18 protein-coding genes are annotated in these 19,781 nt (G+C 72.8%); 6 read left to right on the forward strand and 12 right to left on the reverse strand.

The window, feature by feature from the left end; genetic code table 11:
• The first annotated feature begins 423 nt into the window (after positions 1–423).
• Positions 424–594, forward strand: a complete 171-nt coding sequence (locus tag HA073_RS13150; protein ID WP_013285860.1) for a hypothetical protein — start codon at positions 424–426, stop codon at positions 592–594.
• A gap of 67 nt (positions 595–661) precedes the next feature.
• On the opposite strand, the gene HA073_RS13155 is transcribed toward HA073_RS13150, so the two are convergent.
• A complete protein-coding gene (locus tag HA073_RS13155; RefSeq protein WP_205797169.1) occupies positions 662–925 on the reverse strand; it encodes a hypothetical protein in 264 nt (87 codons plus the stop codon).
• 32 nt (positions 926–957) lie between these two features.
• Positions 958–2,742, reverse strand: a complete 1,785-nt coding sequence (locus HA073_RS13160) for an N-acetylglutaminylglutamine amidotransferase (protein ID WP_166456502.1) — start codon at positions 2,740–2,742, stop codon at positions 958–960.
• 235 nt (positions 2,743–2,977) lie between these two features.
• On the opposite strand from HA073_RS13160, the gene glnA reads away from it, so the two are divergent.
• The gene (gene glnA, locus HA073_RS13165; RefSeq protein ID WP_166456503.1) at positions 2,978–4,402 is read left to right on the forward strand and encodes a type I glutamate--ammonia ligase; all 1,425 of its coding nucleotides are present in this window, start codon (positions 2,978–2,980) and stop codon (positions 4,400–4,402) included.
• Between the two features lie 138 nt (positions 4,403–4,540).
• On the opposite strand, the gene HA073_RS13170 is transcribed toward glnA, so the two are convergent.
• Positions 4,541–5,512: a hypothetical protein gene (locus HA073_RS13170; protein WP_113974266.1), complete on the reverse strand. Its 972-nt coding sequence runs from the start codon at positions 5,510–5,512 to the stop codon at positions 4,541–4,543.
• Positions 5,513–5,660: 148 nt separating this feature from the next.
• On the opposite strand from HA073_RS13170, the gene HA073_RS13175 reads away from it, so the two are divergent.
• The gene (locus HA073_RS13175) at positions 5,661–6,806 is read left to right on the forward strand and encodes a glutamate--cysteine ligase (RefSeq protein ID WP_113974466.1); all 1,146 of its coding nucleotides are present in this window, start codon (positions 5,661–5,663) and stop codon (positions 6,804–6,806) included.
• Positions 6,807–6,852: 46 nt separating this feature from the next.
• Here HA073_RS13175 and HA073_RS13180 read toward each other — a convergent pair whose 3' ends face one another.
• A complete protein-coding gene (locus HA073_RS13180; RefSeq protein WP_113974268.1) occupies positions 6,853–7,680 on the reverse strand; it encodes a PIG-L family deacetylase in 828 nt (275 codons plus the stop codon).
• 73 nt (positions 7,681–7,753) lie between these two features.
• Here HA073_RS13180 and HA073_RS13185 point away from each other — a divergent pair, with 73 nt between their 5' ends.
• Entirely contained in the window at positions 7,754–8,467 is a 714-nt protein-coding gene (locus tag HA073_RS13185; RefSeq protein ID WP_043324727.1) for a hypothetical protein, read from the forward strand.
• 52 nt (positions 8,468–8,519) lie between these two features.
• On the opposite strand, the gene HA073_RS13190 is transcribed toward HA073_RS13185, so the two are convergent.
• From HA073_RS13190 to HA073_RS13210, 5 genes are all read right to left on the reverse strand, one after another.
• Positions 8,520–11,324 carry a glycoside hydrolase N-terminal domain-containing protein gene (locus HA073_RS13190; protein WP_166456504.1) on the reverse strand — a complete coding sequence of 935 codons (2,805 nt, stop codon included), beginning with the start codon at positions 11,322–11,324 and terminating at the stop codon, positions 8,520–8,522.
• Positions 11,325–11,478: 154 nt separating this feature from the next.
• Complete coding sequence (locus tag HA073_RS13195) at positions 11,479–12,495, reverse strand: nitroreductase (protein ID WP_166456595.1); 1,017 nt, start codon at positions 12,493–12,495, stop codon at positions 11,479–11,481.
• Between the two features lie 2 nt (positions 12,496–12,497).
• Positions 12,498–13,580: a hypothetical protein gene (locus tag HA073_RS13200; RefSeq protein ID WP_166456505.1), complete on the reverse strand. Its 1,083-nt coding sequence runs from the start codon at positions 13,578–13,580 to the stop codon at positions 12,498–12,500.
• Positions 13,577–14,017: a hypothetical protein gene (locus HA073_RS13205; protein WP_064446256.1), complete on the reverse strand. Its 441-nt coding sequence runs from the start codon at positions 14,015–14,017 to the stop codon at positions 13,577–13,579. The genes HA073_RS13200 and HA073_RS13205 overlap by 4 nt, the downstream gene beginning before the upstream one ends.
• 3 nt (positions 14,018–14,020) lie before the next feature.
• A complete protein-coding gene (locus HA073_RS13210; protein ID WP_166456506.1) occupies positions 14,021–15,583 on the reverse strand; it encodes a phenylacetate--CoA ligase family protein in 1,563 nt (520 codons plus the stop codon).
• 162 nt (positions 15,584–15,745) lie between these two features.
• Between HA073_RS13210 and HA073_RS13215 the strand changes: the two genes are divergently transcribed.
• On the forward strand, positions 15,746–16,156 hold the full coding sequence (locus tag HA073_RS13215) for a hypothetical protein (RefSeq protein ID WP_166456507.1): 411 nt from the start codon (positions 15,746–15,748) through the stop codon (positions 16,154–16,156).
• A gap of 7 nt (positions 16,157–16,163) precedes the next feature.
• Positions 16,164–17,207: a polyprenyl synthetase family protein gene (locus HA073_RS13220; RefSeq protein ID WP_166456508.1), complete on the forward strand. Its 1,044-nt coding sequence runs from the start codon at positions 16,164–16,166 to the stop codon at positions 17,205–17,207.
• Here HA073_RS13220 and HA073_RS13225 read toward each other — a convergent pair.
• The 3 genes from HA073_RS13225 to HA073_RS13235 are packed head-to-tail and all read right to left on the reverse strand — an operon-like array spanning position 17,204 to position 19,781.
• The gene (locus HA073_RS13225; RefSeq protein WP_166456509.1) at positions 17,204–18,175 is read right to left on the reverse strand and encodes an acetylxylan esterase; all 972 of its coding nucleotides are present in this window, start codon (positions 18,173–18,175) and stop codon (positions 17,204–17,206) included. The genes HA073_RS13220 and HA073_RS13225 overlap by 4 nt on opposite strands.
• Positions 18,166–18,855 (reverse strand): N-acetylmannosamine-6-phosphate 2-epimerase, encoded by a 690-nt coding sequence (locus HA073_RS13230; protein WP_064446261.1) that lies wholly within the window; start codon positions 18,853–18,855, stop codon positions 18,166–18,168. Before HA073_RS13230 ends, HA073_RS13225 begins: the two co-directional genes overlap by 10 nt.
• Positions 18,852–19,781, reverse strand: a complete 930-nt coding sequence (locus HA073_RS13235; protein WP_166456510.1) for an ROK family protein — start codon at positions 19,779–19,781, stop codon at positions 18,852–18,854. Before HA073_RS13235 ends, HA073_RS13230 begins: the two co-directional genes overlap by 4 nt.

Here is a 19,781-nt window from a genome sequence, read left to right on the forward strand (position 1 = left end):
GAGCAGGAAAAATATTCGATCAGTCGTCGGCGAGGCTGTTGCCTCTTCGGCGACTTTGCTCTGCAGCCTCATACGCAGCGGTAGCCGTGAGTCACCGCCGCGTCGATGACTGCAGAGCAAAGTGGCCCGAGGTGAACCATGCGGGCGCAGCTTCGGCGCTACTCTCCGTGACGGCGACGGCTAGCGCGGCGGGACGACCAAGGGCCGACGCGGCGGGACGATCAGGGGTTGGCGTCGGACATCGGCACGCCGGCCACGACGGCGTGCGCGAGCCTCAGTCGACCGCACGGTTCGGACCGCCACCGGCCGGACCTATGACCGCAGGGCGGCCGTCGGGCGGAAACCCGCTCCCGGGGCCCGTCCGGCGCATAGCGTGGGGCGAGGTGGCCTGCCCGGGGCGCCGGTGAGCGGAGGGAGAACGCGGTGACTGAGCCGGAGGAGGAGCAGGAGAAGACCCGCAAGACCGATCGGGTGCTGTTCTCGCCCGACGGCGACCCGCACCACACGCTGGCCGAGGCGCCCCAGCCGGACGAGCACCTCCCGCCCACCGTCACCCGCGACGGCCACACGGACGTGCTCGACGACGAGCAGTGAGCGCACGAACCCGCCCGGCCGACCGGGCGGGTTCCAGCCGCCCCGGAGGGCGGCCACGGAAGCAGCCTCAGACCGGCGGGATGCCGGAGCGGCCGATGTCGGACAGGTCGTCGCCGATCTCGGTCCGGGTGCCGGCCACCGGCCCGGCGGTCGCCCCCGTCCGGTCCTCGATGCAGGCTTCACCCAGCCCGTGCATCAGCTCACCCACCGCGGCCAGCGCCGCGCCCTTGTCCGGGCAGGGCTGCCCGGTGGCGAGCACCCGCCCGTCGCCGCCGACCACGGTGAACCCCACGGTGCCGTCGGCTTCGCTCTCGATGACGAACTTCACCATGCTCCTCTCGCCGCCCCGGGCCGGGCGGCCCTTCAGCTCACGCCGTGCGACTGCAGCCACAACTCCAGCAGGCCCAGTTGCCACAGCTTGTTGCTGCCGGCGGCGGCCTGCGCCCGGTCCGGCTCGGCCAGCAGCTCGTCGACGTACTCCCGGCGGAACAACCCGCGCCGGCGTGCCTCGGGCGCGCTGAGCGCCTCGACCACCAACTCTCGCACGGGCCCGTCGACGTTGCGCAGCGCCGGCACCGGGAAGTAGCCCTTGGGCCGGTCGATGACCTCGGCCGGCAGCACTTCCCGGGCCACCTCCTTGAGCACGCCCTTGCCGCCCTGGGCCAGCTTGTGCTCGGGCGGGCAGGCCGCGGCGAGCGCCACCAGGTCCTGGTCGAGGAAGGGCGTGCGCACCTCCAGTCCCCAGGCCATGCTCATGCTGTCGACGCGTTTGACCGGGTCGTCGGGCAGCATCAGGTGCGTGTCCAGGCGCAGCACCGCGTCCACGGCGGTCTGCGCGCCGGGCGCGGCCAGGTCCGCGGCGACCAGCTCGCCGCTGGCGTCGCGCTCACAGGTGTACGCGGGGTCGACCACCCGGTTCAGCTCGGCGTGATCGCGGTCGAAGAACGCGGCGGTGAACTCGGCCGCGGCGTTCTCCCGCGCCGCGTCGGCGAGCCGGTGGTGGTAGCCGTAGCCGGCGAACACCTCGTCGGCGCCCTGGCCCGACTGCGCCACCTTCACGTGCCGGGCGACCTGCTCGGAGAGCAGGTGGAACGCCACCACGTCGTGGCTGCCCATCGGTTCGGTCATGGCCGCCACGGTGGCGCGTACGGCCGGGCCGAGATCGCCGTCGGAGAGCTGGATGCGGTGGTGGTCGGTGCCGAACGCGCGGGCGACCAGGTCGGAGTAGTGGAACTCGTCGCCGGCCTCGTCGCCGCGGCTGTCGAACCCGATGCTGAACGTCTGGAGGTGGTGCTGCCCGGCACCGTCGAGCAGCGCGACGATCATGCTGGAGTCGAGGCCGCCGGAGAGCAGCACCCCGACCGGCACGTCGGCGACCAGCCGGCGGCGTACGGCCGTGCGCAGCGCGTCCCCGACGGCGGCCCGCCAGTCGGCGGCGTCCATGCCGTCGTGGGCCCGGTCGCGCCGGTACTCGGGCCGCCAGTAGACGCGCTCGCGGCTGTGCCCGTCGGCGTCGATCACCCGCACGGTGGCCGGGGGCAGCTTGCGGATCCCGCGCAGGATGGTGCGGGGGGCCGGCACGATCGAGTGCCAGGACAGGTAGTGGTGCAGCGCGACCCGGTCGATGCCGGTGTCGACGTCGCCTCCGGCCAGCAGCGCCGGCAGCGTGGAGGCGAACCGGAGCCGGCCCGGGGACTCGGCGAGGTACAGCGGTTTGATGCCGAGCCGGTCGCGGGCCAGCACGAGGCGACGGCGACGCCGGTCCACCAGCGCCACGGCGAACATGCCGACCAGGTGGTCGACGAACCGCTCCCCCCACTGCGCGTACGCCACCAGGATCACCTCGGTGTCGCTGGTGCTGTGGAACGTGTGCCCGGCGGCGCGCAGTTCGTCGCGCAGCTGCGGGTAGTTGTAGACGCAGCCGTTGAACACGAGCGCCAGGCCGAGGTCGTCGCGGACCATCGGCTGCGCGCCGGCCTCGGACAGGTCGATGACTGTCAGCCGGCGGTGCCCCAGCGCGATCCAGCCGTCGTCCCACGCGCCCTCACCGTCCGGGCCGCGTGAGCGCATCGCCGCTGTCATCCGGTTCACCGCGTCGGTGTCGGGGGTGACCCCGTCGAACCTGGCCTCACCGCTGATCCCGCACATCTCAGCGCCCACCGGTCAGTCGCGGAGCACCCACCATGCCAACCTCCCGCCGCGTCGTCTCCCCCGGGCGGTCCGCCGGGTACCGCGACTACCCGGCCTGTGGCGTAGGAAACCCGGATGGGCGGTTGGCGAGCCGGGCACGGCGCGCCGTCGTACGGTGGCGGTACGGGCCATGTCCCCGGGCGGTCCGGCCACGGGACGTGGCCAGGATCAACGACGCCTGCCAGGAGGACGTGTGTTCGCCAATTCCGAGGAACTCCTGCGATACCTCACCGACGAGGACGTGAAGTTCGTCGACGTACGTTTCTGTGACCTGCCCGGCGTGATGCAGCACTTCAACCTGCCGGTCGAGTCGTTCGACGACAGCGTGTTCAGCGACGGGCTCGCCTTCGACGGCTCGTCGATCCGCGGCTTCCAGTCGATCCACGAATCGGACATGCTGCTGCTGCCGGACGTGGCGACCGCGTTCGTGGACCCGTTCCGCGCGCAGAAGACCGTCGCGTTGAACTTCTTCGTCCACGACCCGTTCACCAGGGAGGCGTACTCCCGGGATCCGCGCAACGTGGCGAAGAAGGCCGAGGCGTATCTGGCGGCGAGCGGCATCGCCGACACCGCGTACTTCGGCGCGGAGGCGGAGTTCTACATCTTCGACTCCATCCGCCACGAGACCTCCGCCCACCAGTCGTTCTACTACATCGACTCGATCGAGGGCGCCTGGAACACCGGCCGGATCGAGGAGGGCGGCAACCGCGGCTACAAGACCGCCTACAAGGGCGGCTACTTCCCGGTGCCCCCGGTCGACCACTACGCCGACCTGCGCGACAGCATGGTCCGCCGGATGGTCGATGCCGGGTTCACTGTGGAACGGTCGCACCACGAGGTCGGCACGGGTGGCCAGTCCGAGATCAATTACAGGTTCTCGACGCTGCTGCACTCGGCCGACCAGCTCCAGCTCTTCAAGTACCTGATCAAGAACGAGGCGTGGGCGCACGGCAAGACCGCCACGTTCATGCCCAAGCCGCTGTTCGGCGACAACGGCTCCGGCATGCACACCCACCAGAGCCTCTGGCGCGGCGGCGAACCCCTCTTCTACGACGAGACCGGCTACGCCGGCCTGTCCGACACCGCCCGCTGGTACATCGGCGGCCTCCTGCACCACGCCCCCTCGCTGCTCGCCTTCACCAACCCCACCATCAACTCCTACCGCCGCCTCGTCCCCGGCTTCGAGGCCCCGGTCAACCTGGTCTACTCCCAGCGCAACCGCTCCGCCTGCACCCGCATCCCGGTCACCGGCAGCAACCCCAAGGCCAAGCGCGTCGAGTTCCGGGTCCCCGACCCGTCGGCGAACGTCTACCTCGCCTTCTCCGCGATGCTCATGGCCGGCCTCGACGGCATCAAGAGCAAGATCGAGCCGCCGGCGCCGATCGACAAGGACCTCTACGACCTCCCGCCGGAGGAGTGGGGCGACGTCAAGCAGGTCCCGGGCTCCCTGACCGAGGCCCTGGCGGCGCTGGAGGCCGACCACGACTACCTGCTCGACGGCGGGGTCTTCACCGACGACCTGATCTCGACCTGGGTCGACTGGAAGACCACGAACGAGGTGGACCCGGTACGCCTGCGGCCCACGCCGCACGAGTTCGCGATGTACTACGACTGCTGAGACCGAACACGGCGCTGACCTGGATCAACAGAATCACTGCTGATCTCGGGTACAGGCTGGTAGACCTCACGGACGGCGGTCATGCTCGGCTCATAGCCGACATGGCCGCTGCTTCGAGGCGCTGACGGCGTTGTCCGGTCAGTCGAAGGCGTTGCCGGTGATGACCCAGGCGATGCCCTGCGCAGGGTCTTCCATCGCCAGGTGCAGGTACCAGATCTCGTCGTCGGGCTCCTGCCAGACGACGCAGTGCAGACGTTTGACAAGCGCGCTGACGCTGCCCGGACCTGCGGCAGGGGTCACGTCAGCCATGGCGGCGAGTGCCTTCCAGAGAGCTGTCCGTCCCAGCGCCTGTCCGGTCCGACGCGCGTAAGGCCCTTCGCCGGTGGCCAGGTGCACCAAGCTGGGGTAGACATCGGCGAAGCGAACCTGTGATCCCTCGCGGCCCCGCAGGCCCTGCCACCGTTGACCCCTGGGCATCCTGGCACGGTCGGTGGCCACCATCGAGGCCGCTTCCCATGCGGTGCCGTGGAACGCGTACGCCTGCGTGGCCGGTGACAGGCCGTCGAGGAGTGCCACCGCGGTGTGCGGTGCCGGCCGTACAGTGGTCACAGGTAGCGGCTTCGGGTCGGCCAACTGGCTTGGACAGGCCCAGATGGTGCATCCCGAGCTGCCGGACCGGTCGTACTCGGGGATGTCCAAGGTGCTGTACCAGTTGGCGGCTTCCCACGGCTGAAGGCACAGCGGGGCATCGAGCAGCTGTGGATCGAGGTCGGCGGCCGCCCGGAGATCCTCGCCGTGCAGCACGCGAGTGTGGGCTGTCAGATGCCGCGTGCGTGGGTCGGCCAGATGTGGGGTCAGTTCTCGCCACGTGTGGTTTTGGGCTACCACCTCCCACAGGGGCCCCGGGACGCCCTTGTCGTCGTCGGGAAACAGTTCGGCTGCGGCGGCGGCGATCCCGGCCGGCGCTTCCAATGCCACGACGTGGGCCGTCTCCCGCCGCTGGTCGACCGGCCCCGCCTCGACTGTGGCAGCGAACCTCAGCAGGTCGTGCCAGCGTCCGGCGTCGGCAAGCAGGTCGAGGTCGCCGTATGAGACACCAGGTGAGGTCACCTCGTCATTCTGCCGCTCTGCGTGCCGCCACCCGTGGGGGCGGTGGTCGGCGGAAAACGGCCTCGGGCCGGCCTCCGCCCTCGTACCGTCGAGACATGATCCCGCCTCACGACGAGCTGCCGACCGTTCCGTGCCGGTGGAGCCGTCGGTGAGGCCGCGGCCCACCACCACCGCCACCACCCCGACACCGGAGATCCCCACCGTCCTGACCCTCGGGGTGGAAGAGGAGTTCCTGCTGCTGGACCCGGTCACCGGCGAGAGCATGCCGGTCGCCGACCGGGTCCGCGAGGCGCTCTCCGGGACCGCACGCGAGCAGAGCCGGCAGGAGTTCCGGCACAGCATGGTGGAGATGGTGACCCCGGTCAGCCCCGACCTCGGCCGGCTCCGCGAGCACCTGGTCACGCTGCGGCGAGCGGCCGCCGAGGCGGCCGAGGCGGCCGAGGCGCGACTGGTGGCGGTCGGCGCCACGCCGGTCTGCGAGGTCCACCGCACGGTGCCCGACGAGCAGCGCTACCACGACATGTCCCGCCGGTTCGGCCCGGTGGCGCACGACCCCGCGGTCTGCGGCTGCCACGTGCACGTCGGCGTACCCGACCGGGAACTGGCCGTGCAGGTCTGCAACCACCTGCGCCCGTGGCTGCCGGTGGTGCAGGCGCTCACCACCAACTCACCGCTGCACGACGGGCGGGACACCGGGCACGCCAGCTGGCGCTCGATGCAGCTGGAACGGTGGCCGAGCATCGGGCCGACGCCGCACTTCCACTCCGCCGCCGACTACGACGCCACGGTCCGGGACCTGATCACCGCCGGCATCATGCTCGACGCGGCGATGGTCTACTGGTACGCCCGGCCGTCGGCGGCGTACCCCACAGTGGAGATCCGCGTCGGCGACGTCTGCCCCACGGTCGACGACACCGTCCTGATCGCCGGGCTGGTCCGGGCGCTGGTCGCCACCGCGATCGACGACATCCGCGACGGCGTGCCGGCCCAGCGCATCCGCGACTGCCTCGTCGCCGCCGCACACTGGCGGGCAGCGCACGACGGCGTGGACGGCGACCTGGTCGATCTGCGCACCGGGCGGCCCCGGCCCGCCTGGGACCTCGTCGACGACATGCTCGACATCGTCACGCCCGCGCTGACCCGCCACGGCGACCTGGACCTGGTCCGGCGCCAGACGGACCGGGTACGCCGCGAGGGCACCGGCGCCACCCGGCAACGTCAGGTCATGGCCGACACCGGCGGCGACGTCCGCGTGGTGCTCGCGCACCTGGCCGCGCAGACCGTCGCGGCCTGAGATGAGCGGCCCGGCCGACGACACGCCGGATCGGGCCCGCGCCCGGTCAGCGCAGCCCGGCGAACAGGTCGTCCTCCGGCGTCGGCGCGCCGGTGGTGTCCCGCACCCGCACGAACGTCTCCATGCCCATCAGCTCGGTGAACCGCTCCTGCCCGAGGCGCAGGAAGAAGATGTTCTCCGCCTGGCTGGCGTGCGCGGCGAGCGACGCGAACTTCTGCCCGCCGTAGCCGCTGGTGTTGACCCAGGTGGTGATCTCGTCGTCCGGCAGGCCCAGCGCCGGCGTCTCGTCGGTCGCCTCCGGCTCGGGGAACTCCACCCCGATCTCGCGCATGACGGTGCCGAACTGCTGGAACGCGCTGCGCGGCACGGTGGTCCAGTAGACCTTGGCCGGGATGCCGGTCTGCTCGACGGCGGCCATGGTGATGCGGTGGGCCTGGATGTGGTCCGGGTGGCCGTAGAAGCCGTTCTCGTCGTAGGTGACGACGACGTCGGGACGGTAGCGCCGGATCAGCTCGGCCAGCCGGCCGGCCGCCTCGGCCACCGGCGTGTTCCAGAACGCGCCGGGCGCGTCGTTCGTGGCCCAGCCCATCATCCCGGAGTCGCCGTAGTCGAGCGTCTCCAGGTGGGTCACCTTGAGCGCCTCGCAGCTCGCGGCCAGCTCGGCGCGGCGCATCTCGACCACGGCCTTCGGGTCGTGCCCGGGGTCGCCCGGCTTGGTTCCGCCGGGGCCGTCGCCGCACCCCCCGTCGGTGCAGGTAACGAGCACAGTGGTCACGCCCTCGGCCGCGTAGCGCGCCAGGATGCCGCCGGTGCTCGTCGCCTCGTCGTCGGGGTGCGCGTGCACCGCCATCAGGGTCAGGGATCGATCGGTCACCCCGTCACCATACGAGCATCGGCCGACGAACTAGCATTGCCCGGTCCGCAGACGGCGACGGAAGCGAGGCGCGATGGGTTGGCTCCAGCGGTTGCTCGGTGGCGGACGGGTCGAACTGGACCCGACACGTCAGCAGGAGCTGCTGCGGGACGTGCGGCAGTCCTACGGGGCGCACGCCCGCCTCCGGTTCCCGGAGCAGGCCGACGCGATCACCCGGCTGCTGTCCGATGACGACGGTCTCGTGGTGGCCGCCGGGATCGTCTGCGAGGCCGCCGACCAGGCGCACGCCGACCTGCTGGGCCAGGCGCACGAGGTGTTCCGGCGTACCGGCCGGCGGCTGCTGGTGCACCGCCGCAACTACCGGCCCCTGTGGAAGGAGGCCGGGCCCGCGCTGCGCTGGCCGCTCGGCGCGCTGCCCAGCGGGCTGCACCCGTACGCGCAGGTGGCCGGCGCCGTGGCGGCGGTCGGCGGGCGGGCCGACCGGCTGGACAAGGTGACCGATCCGCAGCCGTTCGTGACGCGCCTGTTCGAGGTGCTCGACCTGACCACGGCCGGCTGGGAGTTCGGCCGGGTGCGTGTGGACACCGACAGCGCGTCGCTGGTGGAGCGGCTGATGGGCACCGGCGCGCGGGTGCTCGCGACGATGGACGACCCGCCCCGGCTGCCGCCGGCGGTGCGGGAGATGATGCGCCGCAACCACCGCATCGCCGTGTACGACCCGGCCGGTCCCCGGGTGGTCGGCGAGTTCAACCTGGGCGCGCGGCTGCGCGAGACGCTGCTGGCCTGACCGTCGGCACGCCCCGCCCCGGCCGGGTTGCCGCGGCGGGGCGCGTCAGCGGTCAGGTGGTCGTGCAGGTGAGGTTCGTCGGCGGGTTGTTGGTGCCGCCGGCCGTGCCGATGAAGCCGAACGTGGTGGAGCCGCCGGCCGGCACCGAGCCGTTGTAGTCGACGTTGCGCACCGTGACGTTCGCGCCGCTCTGGGTGTGCGTGCCACTCCAGATCTGGTTGATCACCTGACCGTTCGGGAACGTCCAGGACACCGTCCAGCCGCGGATCGCGGTGGCGCCGGCGGTCACCGTGACCTCGGCCTGGAAGCCGCCCGACCAGGAGCCGGTGATCGCGTACGTGGCACGCGCGCCGGACGGCGCCGGGGAACTGGTGGTCGGGGTCGGTGACGGCGTGGACGTCGGCGTCGTTGTCACGGTCGGCGAGGGGGTCACGCCGGGCCGGGCCGCCCGGTACGTGTGGCCGGCGCGGACGGTGAGCGCGACGACGTCGGACTCCGGCCGGGTGGTGGCCGGTGTGCTGCCGTCGGTGACGTCGGTGAGGGTGAAGCTGCCGGTGAACAGCCGGGACCGCAGTCGCAGCGTACCGTCGCGGTCGGCGCGGACGCTGATCTCGTCGGCCTGGCTGTTGCTCCAGGTCAGCGCCACCGTGTAGCCACCCCGGCCGCGCAGCCCCGCGACCTGCCCGGCGGGCCAGGCGCTGGGGAGCGCGGGCAGCAGGTGCAGCTCCCCGGTGTGGCTGTGCAGCAGCATCTCGGCGATGCCGGAGGTGGCGCCGAAGTTGCCGTCGATCTGGAACGGCGGGTGCAGGTCGAACATGTTCGGCGCGAGCCGGTCGGTGCGGACCAGGTCGCGCAGGAGCTTGTGGGCGCGGGCGCCGTCCTCCAGCCGGGCCCAGAAATTGATCTTCCAGGCGAGGGACCAGCCGGTCCCGTCGTCGCCGCGCAGCTCCAGCGTCTTGCGGGCGGCCTCGTACAGCGCCGGGGTGCCCCGCCTGGTGATCTGGTTGCCGGGATGCAGCCCGTACAGGTGGGAGACGTGCCGGTGGGTGCGCTCGGTCTCGACCCAGTCGGCGAGCCACTCCTGCACGTTGCCCCGCGAACCGACGCGGCTCGGTGGCAGCCGGTCCTTGGCCGTACGCACCTGGGACCGGAACGTGGTGTCGACGCCGAGCACCTCGCTCGCCCGGGCCGCGGCGTCGAACAGGTCGCGCAGGATCTGGTTGTCCATCGTGGGTCCGGCGCAGACGCTGGCGTTGGCGTGGTGCGCCAGCTCCGGCGAGTTCGACGGGTTCGTCACCAGGTAGCCGAGCGTCGGATGGGCGACCAGGGTGTCGAGGAAGAACTGGGCGGCGCCCTTGAGCGCCGGGTAGTTGGCCTGGAGGAAGCCGAGGTCGCCGGTGAACAGGTAGTGGTCCCAGATGAGCGTGCTCAGCCAGGCCCCGCCGGTCTGCCACATGCCCCAGAACGCGCCGTCCACCACCGACGCGCCCCGCCAGGCGTCGGTGTTGTGGTGGGTGACCCAGCCACCGGCGCCGTACTGTGCCTGGGCGACCCGCGCGCCGGTGACGGTGAGGTCCTTGACCATGTCGAAGACCGGCAGGAAGCACTCGGACAGGTTCGTGATGTCGGCCGGCCAGTAGTTCATCGGCAGGTTGGCGTTGACCGTGTACTTCGAGTCCCAGGACGGCGTGAGAGAGTCGTTCCAGATGCCCTGCAGGTTCGCCGGCTGGGTGCCCGGCCGCGACGAGGAGATCAGCAGGTACCGCCCGAACTGGAACAGCAGCGCGGCGAACTGCGGGTCGTTCGTGCTCGCGTGCTGCGCGATCCGTACGTCGGTGGGCTGGTCGGCGGCGGCGGTGCGGCCCAGGTCGATCGTGACCCGGTCGAACAGCGCCTGGTAGTCGGCGCGGTGGCGGGTGCGGAGCTGGTCGACGTCGACGCTCCTGGCGGCGTTCAGCCGGTTGCGGGCGATGCCCTGGTAGTCGCCGTTGACGGTGCGGTAGTTGACGTAGCTGGTGCCGATCGAGATCAGGACCGTCACGCTGGTCGCGCCGGACACCCGCAGCGTGCCGCCGGAGCTGCTCACCGTGCCGCCGGTGACGGCGGCGTTGGCCAGCGCGAGGAACCGCACCGAGCCGTTGACCCCCTCCATCGAGCCGGAGATGCCGTCGAGCGCGACTGTCGCGCCGTCCGGGCTGGACACGGTGGTCCGCTGCGGGCTGTCGAACGCGGCGGAGAACGTGATCGCGTTCGCCCGGTCGGCGGTCAGCCGGAGCACTATCACCTGGTCGGGCGCGCTGGCGAAGACCTCCCGCTGGTACCGGACACCGTTCAGCACGTACGTGGTGGTGACGGTGGCGGTGGTGAGGTCCAGCGTCCGGTTGTACTGCGTCGCCCCGCTCGCCGACCCGAAGGAGAGCCGCAGGTCGCCGACGGTCTGGTAGGCGAGCTGACCGCCGGGGCTGCCCATCATGGTCTGGTTGATCAAATCCTGGGCCGAGGTCCACTGGTCGGCGAAGACGCGACGCCGGATCTCGGCCAGGTTGGCCGCGCCCCGGGTGTTCGCCGAGTCGTACGGGCCGCCGGCCCAGACGGTGTCCTCGTTGAGCTGGAGCCGTTCGGTGTCCACGTTGCCGAACACCATCGCGCCGAGCCGCCCGTTGCCGATCGGCAGGGCGCGCAGCCAGTCGGTGCCGGCCGGTTCGTCGTACCAGAGCGCCAGGTCGTTCGCGGCGAGCACCTGCGCCGGCGCCGCCGAGCCGGCGCGGGCGGCGGCGCTCCAGGCGGCCGGCACCAGCGCGGCGCCGGTGCCGGCCGCTGCGGCCTTGATGACGTTGCGTCGTGTCACTTCAGACATGCTTTTCTCCCAACCGCGCGGATCAGAGGCGGGTCCGGGTGCGCGGCTGCTCTGTTATCGCTAACAGATTGCGCCTCGCACACCCGGACGCCGCGTTCCTACCACTCCGCGCCCAGGGCTCCCGACCGGGCGACACGTCGGCCAACATGGACTCTCATGGATGAAGTGACATCGCGTCAAGGGGTGTTACCGCTAACAGACGCGATCCGTGGCGCACTCGCCGGGCCGAGCGGGGCGCGGGCGCGGCCGGCCGCCCCACCCGGGCCACGTGCACGATCCGCTCCGGCGCCACGTCCAGCAGCGTGCCGAGCGCGCCACGGGTGGCGGCGACGTCGACGAGCTGACTGAGCGGGTGCGCGGCCAGCCCGGCCGTGTGCAGCGTCAGCCACATCCGCATCAGCACGCGTCCGAACTCGACCTGCCCGGCCGCGTCCAGACCGGGCGGCGCGATCAGCGCCAGCACCCCGCCGCCCTGCGCCAGCGGATCACCGCCCGCGGCGGCGAGCAGCCGGGGCAGCCCCAGCGGGCGCAACGCCGGGTACGCCGCGAGCGCCGCCCGCAGTCCGGTGGCCGCCGCCCGGCCCAGCCCGAGGCAGCTGTCACTGAGCCCGTCGCTCCGGTAGCGCGGGCACGCCCGGTCCAGGCGCAGCCAGCGGCGCAGCTCGGCGACCACCGACGGGTCGGCGTACACGTGCCGGTCGGCCGTGCGCAGCAGCGCGCGCAGCCGCCCGGCCGCCGGCACCACGCGGGCCGCGCCACCGGCCCGGCGGGCGACCGCGTCCACGGCCGCGACCACGTCGGCGTCCGGGCCGCCGGTGAACCGGCCCCGGTGGGTACGCCGGTCCCACACGTCGGCGGCGCGAAACGGCGTCCGGTACGGCTGCCGGGCCGGACGCAGCCGCCCCACCCGCCGGTCCGACTCGTCGTGGTCGGCGGCCCAGTCCAGCCGCAGCCCCGCGTCGGCGGCGACGATCAGGCAGGTCTCCACGAACGCGCCGAGCGACAGCCGCAGGTCCCGCCCGGTCGGGTCGCCGGCGGGCAGCGTGTCGGCCGGGTCCCAGCCGACGGTGATCGCCCAGCGCTCGTAGCGCAGCCGCCACGGCTGGGTGTTGTGCGCGCTCGGCGCCCGCCAGCACAGCGGCTCCAGCGCGCGGAACGCGGCGAGGTCCATGCTCACCGCTCCCTGGCGTAGAACGTGTAGCCGTGCAGCGGGCGTCCGCCGAGGCGCCGGTACTGGGCGGCCGACGCCGGGTTGTCCCGCCCGACGTACGTGCTGCGCAGCGCCGTGTATCCGCCCTCGTGCAGGTTGCGGTGCAGGTGCTCCGACAGCAGCCGCTGGTAGCCGCGCCCCTGGAACCGCGGCACCACACCCTTGACGATCAGCACCGCCTCCCGGCGGTACCGGCGGCGGGTGGCCAGCAGCCGCAGTTGGTTGACCGGGTTCAGGTCGCCGCGCACAGCGACCAGGAAGTCGCTGATGTCCGGTACGCAGAGCACGAACGCCACCGGGTGCCCGTCGCGGGTCAGGTAGAGCAGCAGCGAGTCATCCAGCAGGTACGCCAGCCCGTCGGTCTGCCGCCGCAGCTGCGCCGCCGAGATCGGCGTGTAGTAGCCGAGCTGGGCGAAGGAGTCGTTGAGCATCCCGCGCAGCAGGCCCAGCTGTTCGTCGAGCCGCCGGCTGTTCCCCCGGTGCAGGTCCAGCCGGGAGCCGTCGGGCTGGACGCCCAGCGCGGGCGGCGGCCCGGACGGCGACGGCACCGGGCAGATCCAGGTGTCGGAGACGAACCGCCCGGTGAACCCGTTCTCCTCGTAGGCGTCCGGGTAGTACGGCGGGTTCCACGCGCTGTCCACGAAACCCCGGTCGGCGTACCCGGAGGTGATCACGCCACCGGCCTGGTTGGGCAGCAGCGCCACCGGCCCGAACAGCAGGTCCCGGCCGGGTGTGGCGTACGTGGCGATCGCGTCGAACAGCGGCCGGGCGGCGTGCGGCGTGAACTCGGTGAGCCCGAACAACTGGCACCGGCGGCCGAGCTTGGCGTCGAGGTCGGCGTCGGTGTGCAGCGTGGTCCGCCCGACCACCGCGCCGGTGGCGTCGCGCAGCACGTACATCGGCACGCCGTCGCGCCACCAGCGGCGGATCTGCTGCCGGGGCGTCGGCACGTAGCGGGACTCGTCCGCGTACAGCCGGTCGGTGAGCGCGAGGAAGTCGCGCAGGCCGCGCCGGCCGGTCACGCGCTCGAACCGGTGGCCGGTCACCGGCGCACCGCCGGTCCGGTCGTCTCCGCGCCCAGCGGCGTGAACCGCTCGATGTGGCCCATCGCGCCGTCCTCGGCCCGCCACGCGCCGTTTGAGTAGCCGTCCGGGGAGGCGGTGTAGAGGCGGATGAACCCGGCCGTGGCGTTGCGGTTGCCGTCGGTCAGCCACATCATCAGCTTGCGGTGGTGCCGGGTCCGGGCGAAGCGCAGCAGCGCGTCGCGGTCGGTGAAGAACGCGATGGTGCCGAGCGTCAGCGGGAACTGCCAGTAGACGGTGTGCCAGCAGTAGCCGGACATCCGGCGCATGTCGCGCACCATCCGGATCCAGTCGGGGGCCAGGCGCAGCAGCACCAGCGGGTTCGCGTACCGGGTGCCGCCGATGAACATGGCGCCGGCGCGGGCCTGGGCCGGGGCGCGGGAGAAGTCACGGGTACGCATCGCTCACCTCACCAGGTAGACGTTCTTGATCTTCTGCATGGCGGCGAACGGGCCGCCGCCCGGCTCGTGCAGCTGGACCCGGAGGTCACCGGCGGTCGGGTCCTCCACCAGGGACTGCGCGAAGTCCCGCGACACCGAGGTCAGGTGCGCGCGTACCCCGTCGCGGCAGGCGTCGGCGAGCGCCGCGCGGGCCGCGGCGTCCAGCGGGCGGCGCAGCTCCACGTGGATCACCGGCCGGGTCTCCAGCGCCGCGTCCTCGTGCAGCGTGAGACAGAACCTGTTGATCTCGGCGGCGTACGGGTTGCCGGTGTAGAGGCCGTACTCGACGTCCTGCGGGTAGAGGTTCGCGCCCAGGTAGGACACGGTGGAGTCGCTGCGGCCGAACAACAGCAGCAACGGCAGCGTCATCCGTTCCTCGGCCACCGCGGTACGGAACTCGGCGCGGCGCACCGGGTCGGCGTGGGCCAGCTCGACGATCCGCCGGTACGGCACCAGCAGCGCCTCGTCGCCGACGTTGTAGCGCAGCCGGGGCTGGAGCACGTGCGGGCCGGTGACAGTGCAGAGCAGTTCCCGCCGCTCGTTGGTCTCCAGGTAGGTGGCGAACGGGTTGTACTGGAACACCATCGGCAGCCGCTGCTCGCCGCGGCCCAGCAGTTCCGCGCGCAGTCCCGCGTCGGTGCGCAGCCGCCGCCGCAACCAGACCGTGAACCGGGTCTCCGCGCCGATGCCGATGGTCAGGTCCGACGCCCCGTACGCCGACCGCACCCGCACGAACCGCTGCTCCAGGTAGTCGCGCAACGCCTCGGTCATCCCCTCGCCGCCGCAACTGGCGAAGATCCGGTACCGCGACCACGGAAAGTCCTCGGCGTCGAGCCGGTCCCGCAGGTGCTTGAGGAACGGCGGGTACGCGGTCACGAGGTAGTCGTGGCCGGGGCCGAACTCGCGCAGCGTGTCGACGATCTTCCCCAGGTCGGGGCCGGTGTTCTTCACCGTCGCGATCCGGGCCATCGCCGCGCCGGTCGTGGTGCCGGTCGCCCAGGCGCCCATCGAGTACGCGTTGATGACGAACGGTCGGCGCATCGGGAACGCCAGCCCGGTGTACCCGGCGATGTCGCGGTGCACCGCCCGCAGCTCCCGCTCGCCGCGCGGCCAGTTGAACGGCCGCCCGGACGAGCCGGCCGACTCGTCGACCACCACGCCCCGCTCCGGCATCCGCCCGTCCCGGCACCGCGCCGAGGCGTCGTACGCCATGACGTACCCACGTTTGTCGGTCTCCGGGAAGTCCCGCAGCCGGCGGCGCAGCCCGCCCGGGCGGGCCCGCAGGAACGCCTGGTACGCGGGCACCCGCCGGGCGGCGCGGACGCAGGTGGACCGCGCGTTCGCGGCGGCGAGCCGGTCGAGGACCGGGTGGTGGCGCCGGGCCAGCCACCTCCAGCCGGCGGGGTGGTGGGCGATGAGCCGGGCCAGCGCGGCGACCGCGCGGCCGGCGGGGGCCAGCGCGGCCTCGGCGGGCAGCGGCGTGTCGACGGTACGCAAGGCGGCGTGTCGGTGCAGCGTCTCGGCCATGACAAGGATCCTGTCGACGCCGCCGCGCCCGCACATGAGCGACGGGACGGTACTGCGCTGAGTACCCGTACCCAGTCGCGAAAGCTGCCCGGGTCGGCCACGCTCAGTCACCATGGCGACACTCGCCTGGTGCGTCGTGCCTGGTCCGGTGACACTTCGCCCATGACACACGGCAAGCGTGAGCGCACGAACGAGCGCTTCGAGAAGGTGGCCGAGGAGACCTCGGAGACCGTGACCCACGCGGCCACGGTCCTGGAGGAGGAACTCGCGGCGGGGCTGGCCGGCGCCCGGCGACTCGAGGAGAAGCTGACCGAGAGCCGCCGGGTCGACCCGGAGGCGTTCGACGAACTCGTCGCGCGGGTCCGCACCGACGGGCACGCCCTGATCGACACCGTGGTCGGGCAGCTGAAGATGGCCGACGACCAGCGCGGTGAGGTGATCCGGCGGTACACGTCGGACGCGCACGACGCGCTGGACACCGTACTCAATCTGGCGCGGCTGGCCCCCGAGGTCGCAAACGGGCTCGCGGACCGGCTGGCGTCGCCGGCCCCGAAGCGGCCGACGGACCGGTAGCCGCGCGATGGCGCCGACCGCCGGGGTGGCCGGCGGGCACGTGGAACGGATGCTGGAGCGCTATCGCGGGCTGGCCCTCGGCGCACTGCTCGACGACGTGCCCGACGGCGGCCCACGCTACCTCTACGACCTGGTCGCGGAGTATCCGCGCCGGTGGGGCAAGGGGCTGCGCGCCGCGCTGTGCCTGGCCACGTGCCGGGCGTTCGGCGGCGGCGACGCGGTGGGCCTCAACGCCGCGGTGACAGTGGAGCTGTTCCACAACGCCTTCCTCATCCACGACGACATCCAGGACGAAAGCGAGCAGCGGCGCGGCGGGCGGACGCTGCACGCCGAGTACGGCGTGGGCGTGGCGCTGAACGTCGGCAACATGACGAACCTGCTGGCGTTGCGGCGGCTGGCCGCGAACCGGGCGGCGCTCGGCTCCGGGATCGCGTGGCGGCTGTTCACCGAGACCGAGCTGATGATGCGCCACTCGCTGGAGGGGCAGGCGATCGAGATCGGCTGGATCCGCGACAACGTGTGCGACCTGGACGCGGACGACTACTACCGGATGTGCCTGAAGAAGACGTCCTGGTACACGTGCATCTACCCGTGCCGCGCCGGCGTCCTCGTGGCGACCGGCCGGGAGAACGCGGTCGACGTGCTGGATCGGTACGGCTGGTATCTGGGCGCGGCGTTCCAGATCCAGGACGACGCGCTGAACCTGACCGGCGACTACGCCCGGTACGGCAAGGAGATCGCCGGTGACCTGTGGGAGGGCAAGCGCACGCTGATCCTGATCGACTTCATGCGGCGGTGCACACCGGAGGAACGTGAACGGCTCGTGCGGTTGCTGAGCCGTACCCGCGCGCAGCGCACCGACGCCGAGGTGCGCTGGCTGCACGGGCGGCTACTCGCGTACGACTGTGTGGAGTCGGCGCGGCGCAGCGCCCGGGATCTCGCGCTCGCGGCCCGGCGTGAGGGTGAGCGGGCGCTGGGCGCCGCCGCCGACACCGAGGACGGCCGTTTCCTGCTGGAGCTGACCGACTACGTGGTGGAACGGGCCCGTTAGCCGCCCAGGATCCCGCGCAGCCAGGTGAGCTGTTCGCGCTGGTGTGCCGCCTCGCCGCCCTCGTGGTCGTTGAACTCGTACACCCGCACGTCCTTGTCGCCGCCGTAGCGGTGGTAGGCGGCGAAGCAGGTCGACGGCGGACAGACCTGATCACGCAGGGCGATGGAGAACAGCGCCGGCGCGGTGGCGCGCGGCGCAAGCACTGCGGCGTCCAGGTAGGACAGCGTGCGGAATACCTGGTCGGCGCGGTCGCGGTGCAGCGCGAGGTACTCGACGACCTCGGCGTACGGGCTGTCCGGGCCGGCGACGCGCACGCTCCGGCGGATGTCGCACAGGAACGGCACGTCCGGCATGACGGCGGCGACGTCCGGGCACAACGCGCCGACGGCCAGGGCGAGGCCGCCGCCCTGGCTGAAGCCGGTCACCGCCACCCGACGCGGGTCGACGGCCGGGTGCCGCCGGGCGGCCTCGGCGAAACGGACCGCGTCAGTGATGAGCCGCCGGTAGTAGTGCTCGGCCGGGTCGGCGACGCCCCGGGTGAGGAAGCCGGGCACGGTGCCGGCCGGGTAGGGGTGCGGGTCGGGCGTGCCGCCGGTGGCGGCGCTCCAGCCCTGGCCCCGGCTGTCCATGATCAGGTGCGCGAAACCGGCCGCCGCCCAGAACAGCTTCTCGTGCGGCAGGCCGCGGCCCCGGCCGTAGCCGAGGTACTCGACCACGCAGGGCAGCGGCCCGTCGGCACCGGCGGGCAGGTGCAGCCATCCGCGTACCGGCTCACCGGCGAAACCGGGGATCGTGACCGCGTACGTCCGGATCTGGGTCAGCCCGGTGTCGACCGGCTCGTAGACCGCCGCCGCCGGGTCGCCGCCGCCGTCGAGCGTGCGCGCCCAGAATCCGTCCAGGTCCGCCGGCACGTCCAGCTCCGGCCGGTACGCGAGGCAGCCGGCCAGGTCGAGGTCGGTCAGCGGCACGACGCGGCCTCCCGTACGGCGGACGCGAACCAGCCGGTGATGGTGCTCGGGTGGGTGATGGCGGTGCCGACCACCACCGTCCATGCGCCCGCTCGCAGCGCCTGCGCGGCCTGCTCCGGGGTGTGGATGCGTCCCTCGGCGACCACCGGGACGTCGACCGCGGCGGCGAGCCGGGCGACCAGGTCCAGGTCCGGCCCGTCGCCCTTTGTGGTGTACGCGGTGTACCCGGAGAGCGTGGTGCCGACCAGGTCGGCGCCGGCAGCGGCGGCGGCGATGCCCTCGTCGAACGTGGAGCAGTCGGCCATCACCAGCGCGCCGGTGCGCTCGTGCACGGCGGCGATCGTCTCGGCGAGCGTACGGCCGTCGGGGCGGGGCCGGGACGTGCCGTCGAGCGCGACGACGTGCGCCCCGGCGTCGGCGACGGCGAGCGCGTGTTCGAGCGTCGGGGTGATGAAGACGTCGTCGTCGCCGTCCTTCCAGAGCCCGATCAGCGGCAGGTCCACCGCCGCGCGGATGGCCGCGATGTCCGCCAGTCCCTGCGCGCGGATGCCGGCGGCGCCGCCGCGGGCGGTGGCGAGCGCGACCCGGCGCATGGTGTCCGGGTCGCGCATGGGCTCACCCGGGTACGCCTGGCAGGAGACCACCAGGCGGTGGCGGAGCTGGTCGACGAGGGAGTTCATGAGACCTTCCAGGCGAGCGAGGCGGCGCCGAGCAGCGGCGCGTCGGGGCCGAGAGTGGAGGCGAGGACCGGCACACCGGCCAGGGCGGGCAGCGTCTCGGCGGGCACCGCGTCACGCAGCGCCCGCCACCACGGCTCGCCGAGGCCGGTGACGCCGCCGCCGATCACCACGGCGGCGGGGTCGAGCACATTGACCAGGCCGCCGACGGCGGACCCGACGGCCGTGCCGCCGAGCCGGACGACGTCGCGGGCCGTCTCGTCGCCGTCCGCCGCGAGCGCGGCGACGGCCCGCAGGTCGGCCACCGGACGGCCGGTACGCCGGACGTACTCGGCGGTGAGCGCGGGCCCGGCGGCGATCGCCTCCAGGTGCCCGCGCCCGCCGCAGGTGCAGGGCAGCGTTCCGGCGTACGCCGACGGCTGGTGCCCGGCGTGCCCGGCCGCGCTGTGCGCACCGGCGAGCACTGTGTCGCCGAGGACGAACGACGCCCCGACGCCGGTGCCCACGGCGACGTAGAGCACCGTGTCGTACCCGGCCGCGACGCCGTGACGCGCCTCGCCCAGCGCGTGGGCGTGCACGTCGTTGACCACGGTGACCGGCACACCGAGACGCCGAGCCAGGTCGCCGCGCAGGTCCGTGCCGGCCCATCCGGTCAGCACGTCGGTGGCGGACAGCACCAGGCCGGAGCCGCTGTCGATGACGCCGGCGCTGCCGACGCCGAGCGCCCGTACGACGCCCGGCGCGTCCGCCCGCAGCTTCTCGACCAGGCCGGCGGCGGTGTCGAGCACCGCGGCGGCGCCGGAGCGGCCAGGCGTCGGCGCGGTGTGCCGGCCGACGACCTCGCCGGAGGCGGTGACCAGCGCGGCTGTGGTCTTGGTGCCGCCGATGTCGAGCGCGGCGACCAGACCGGTCGTGCTCACCTCGGGCAT

It is taken from the genome of Micromonospora sp. CMU55-4, assembly GCF_011602315.1.
In the GTDB taxonomy this organism is placed as follows: domain Bacteria; phylum Actinomycetota; class Actinomycetes; order Mycobacteriales; family Micromonosporaceae; genus Micromonospora; species Micromonospora chalcea.

What these genes read in the sequence shown, in the direction of transcription:
- HA073_RS13190 (WP_166456504.1), bottom strand. Translation starts at nt 11,324, where the DNA reads ATGTCTGAAGTGACACGACGCAACGTCATCAAGGCCGCAGCGGCCGGC.
- HA073_RS13210 (WP_166456506.1), bottom strand. Translation starts at nt 15,583, where the DNA reads ATGGCCGAGACGCTGCACCGACACGCCGCCTTGCGTACCGTCGACACG.
- HA073_RS13205 (WP_064446256.1), bottom strand. Translation starts at nt 14,017, where the DNA reads ATGCGTACCCGTGACTTCTCCCGCGCCCCGGCCCAGGCCCGCGCCGGC.
- HA073_RS13235 (WP_166456510.1), bottom strand. Translation starts at nt 19,781, where the DNA reads ATGCCCGAGGTGAGCACGACCGGTCTGGTCGCCGCGCTCGACATCGGC.
- HA073_RS13215 (WP_166456507.1), top strand. Translation starts at nt 15,746, where the DNA reads ATGACACACGGCAAGCGTGAGCGCACGAACGAGCGCTTCGAGAAGGTG.
- HA073_RS13220 (WP_166456508.1), top strand. Translation starts at nt 16,164, where the DNA reads ATGGCGCCGACCGCCGGGGTGGCCGGCGGGCACGTGGAACGGATGCTG.
- HA073_RS13155 (WP_205797169.1), bottom strand. Translation starts at nt 925, where the DNA reads ATGGTGAAGTTCGTCATCGAGAGCGAAGCCGACGGCACCGTGGGGTTC.
- HA073_RS13160 (WP_166456502.1), bottom strand. Translation starts at nt 2,742, where the DNA reads ATGTGCGGGATCAGCGGTGAGGCCAGGTTCGACGGGGTCACCCCCGAC.
- HA073_RS13195 (WP_166456595.1), bottom strand. Translation starts at nt 12,495, where the DNA reads ATGGACCTCGCCGCGTTCCGCGCGCTGGAGCCGCTGTGCTGGCGGGCG.
- HA073_RS13230 (WP_064446261.1), bottom strand. Translation starts at nt 18,855, where the DNA reads ATGAACTCCCTCGTCGACCAGCTCCGCCACCGCCTGGTGGTCTCCTGC.
- HA073_RS13185 (WP_043324727.1), top strand. Translation starts at nt 7,754, where the DNA reads ATGGGTTGGCTCCAGCGGTTGCTCGGTGGCGGACGGGTCGAACTGGAC.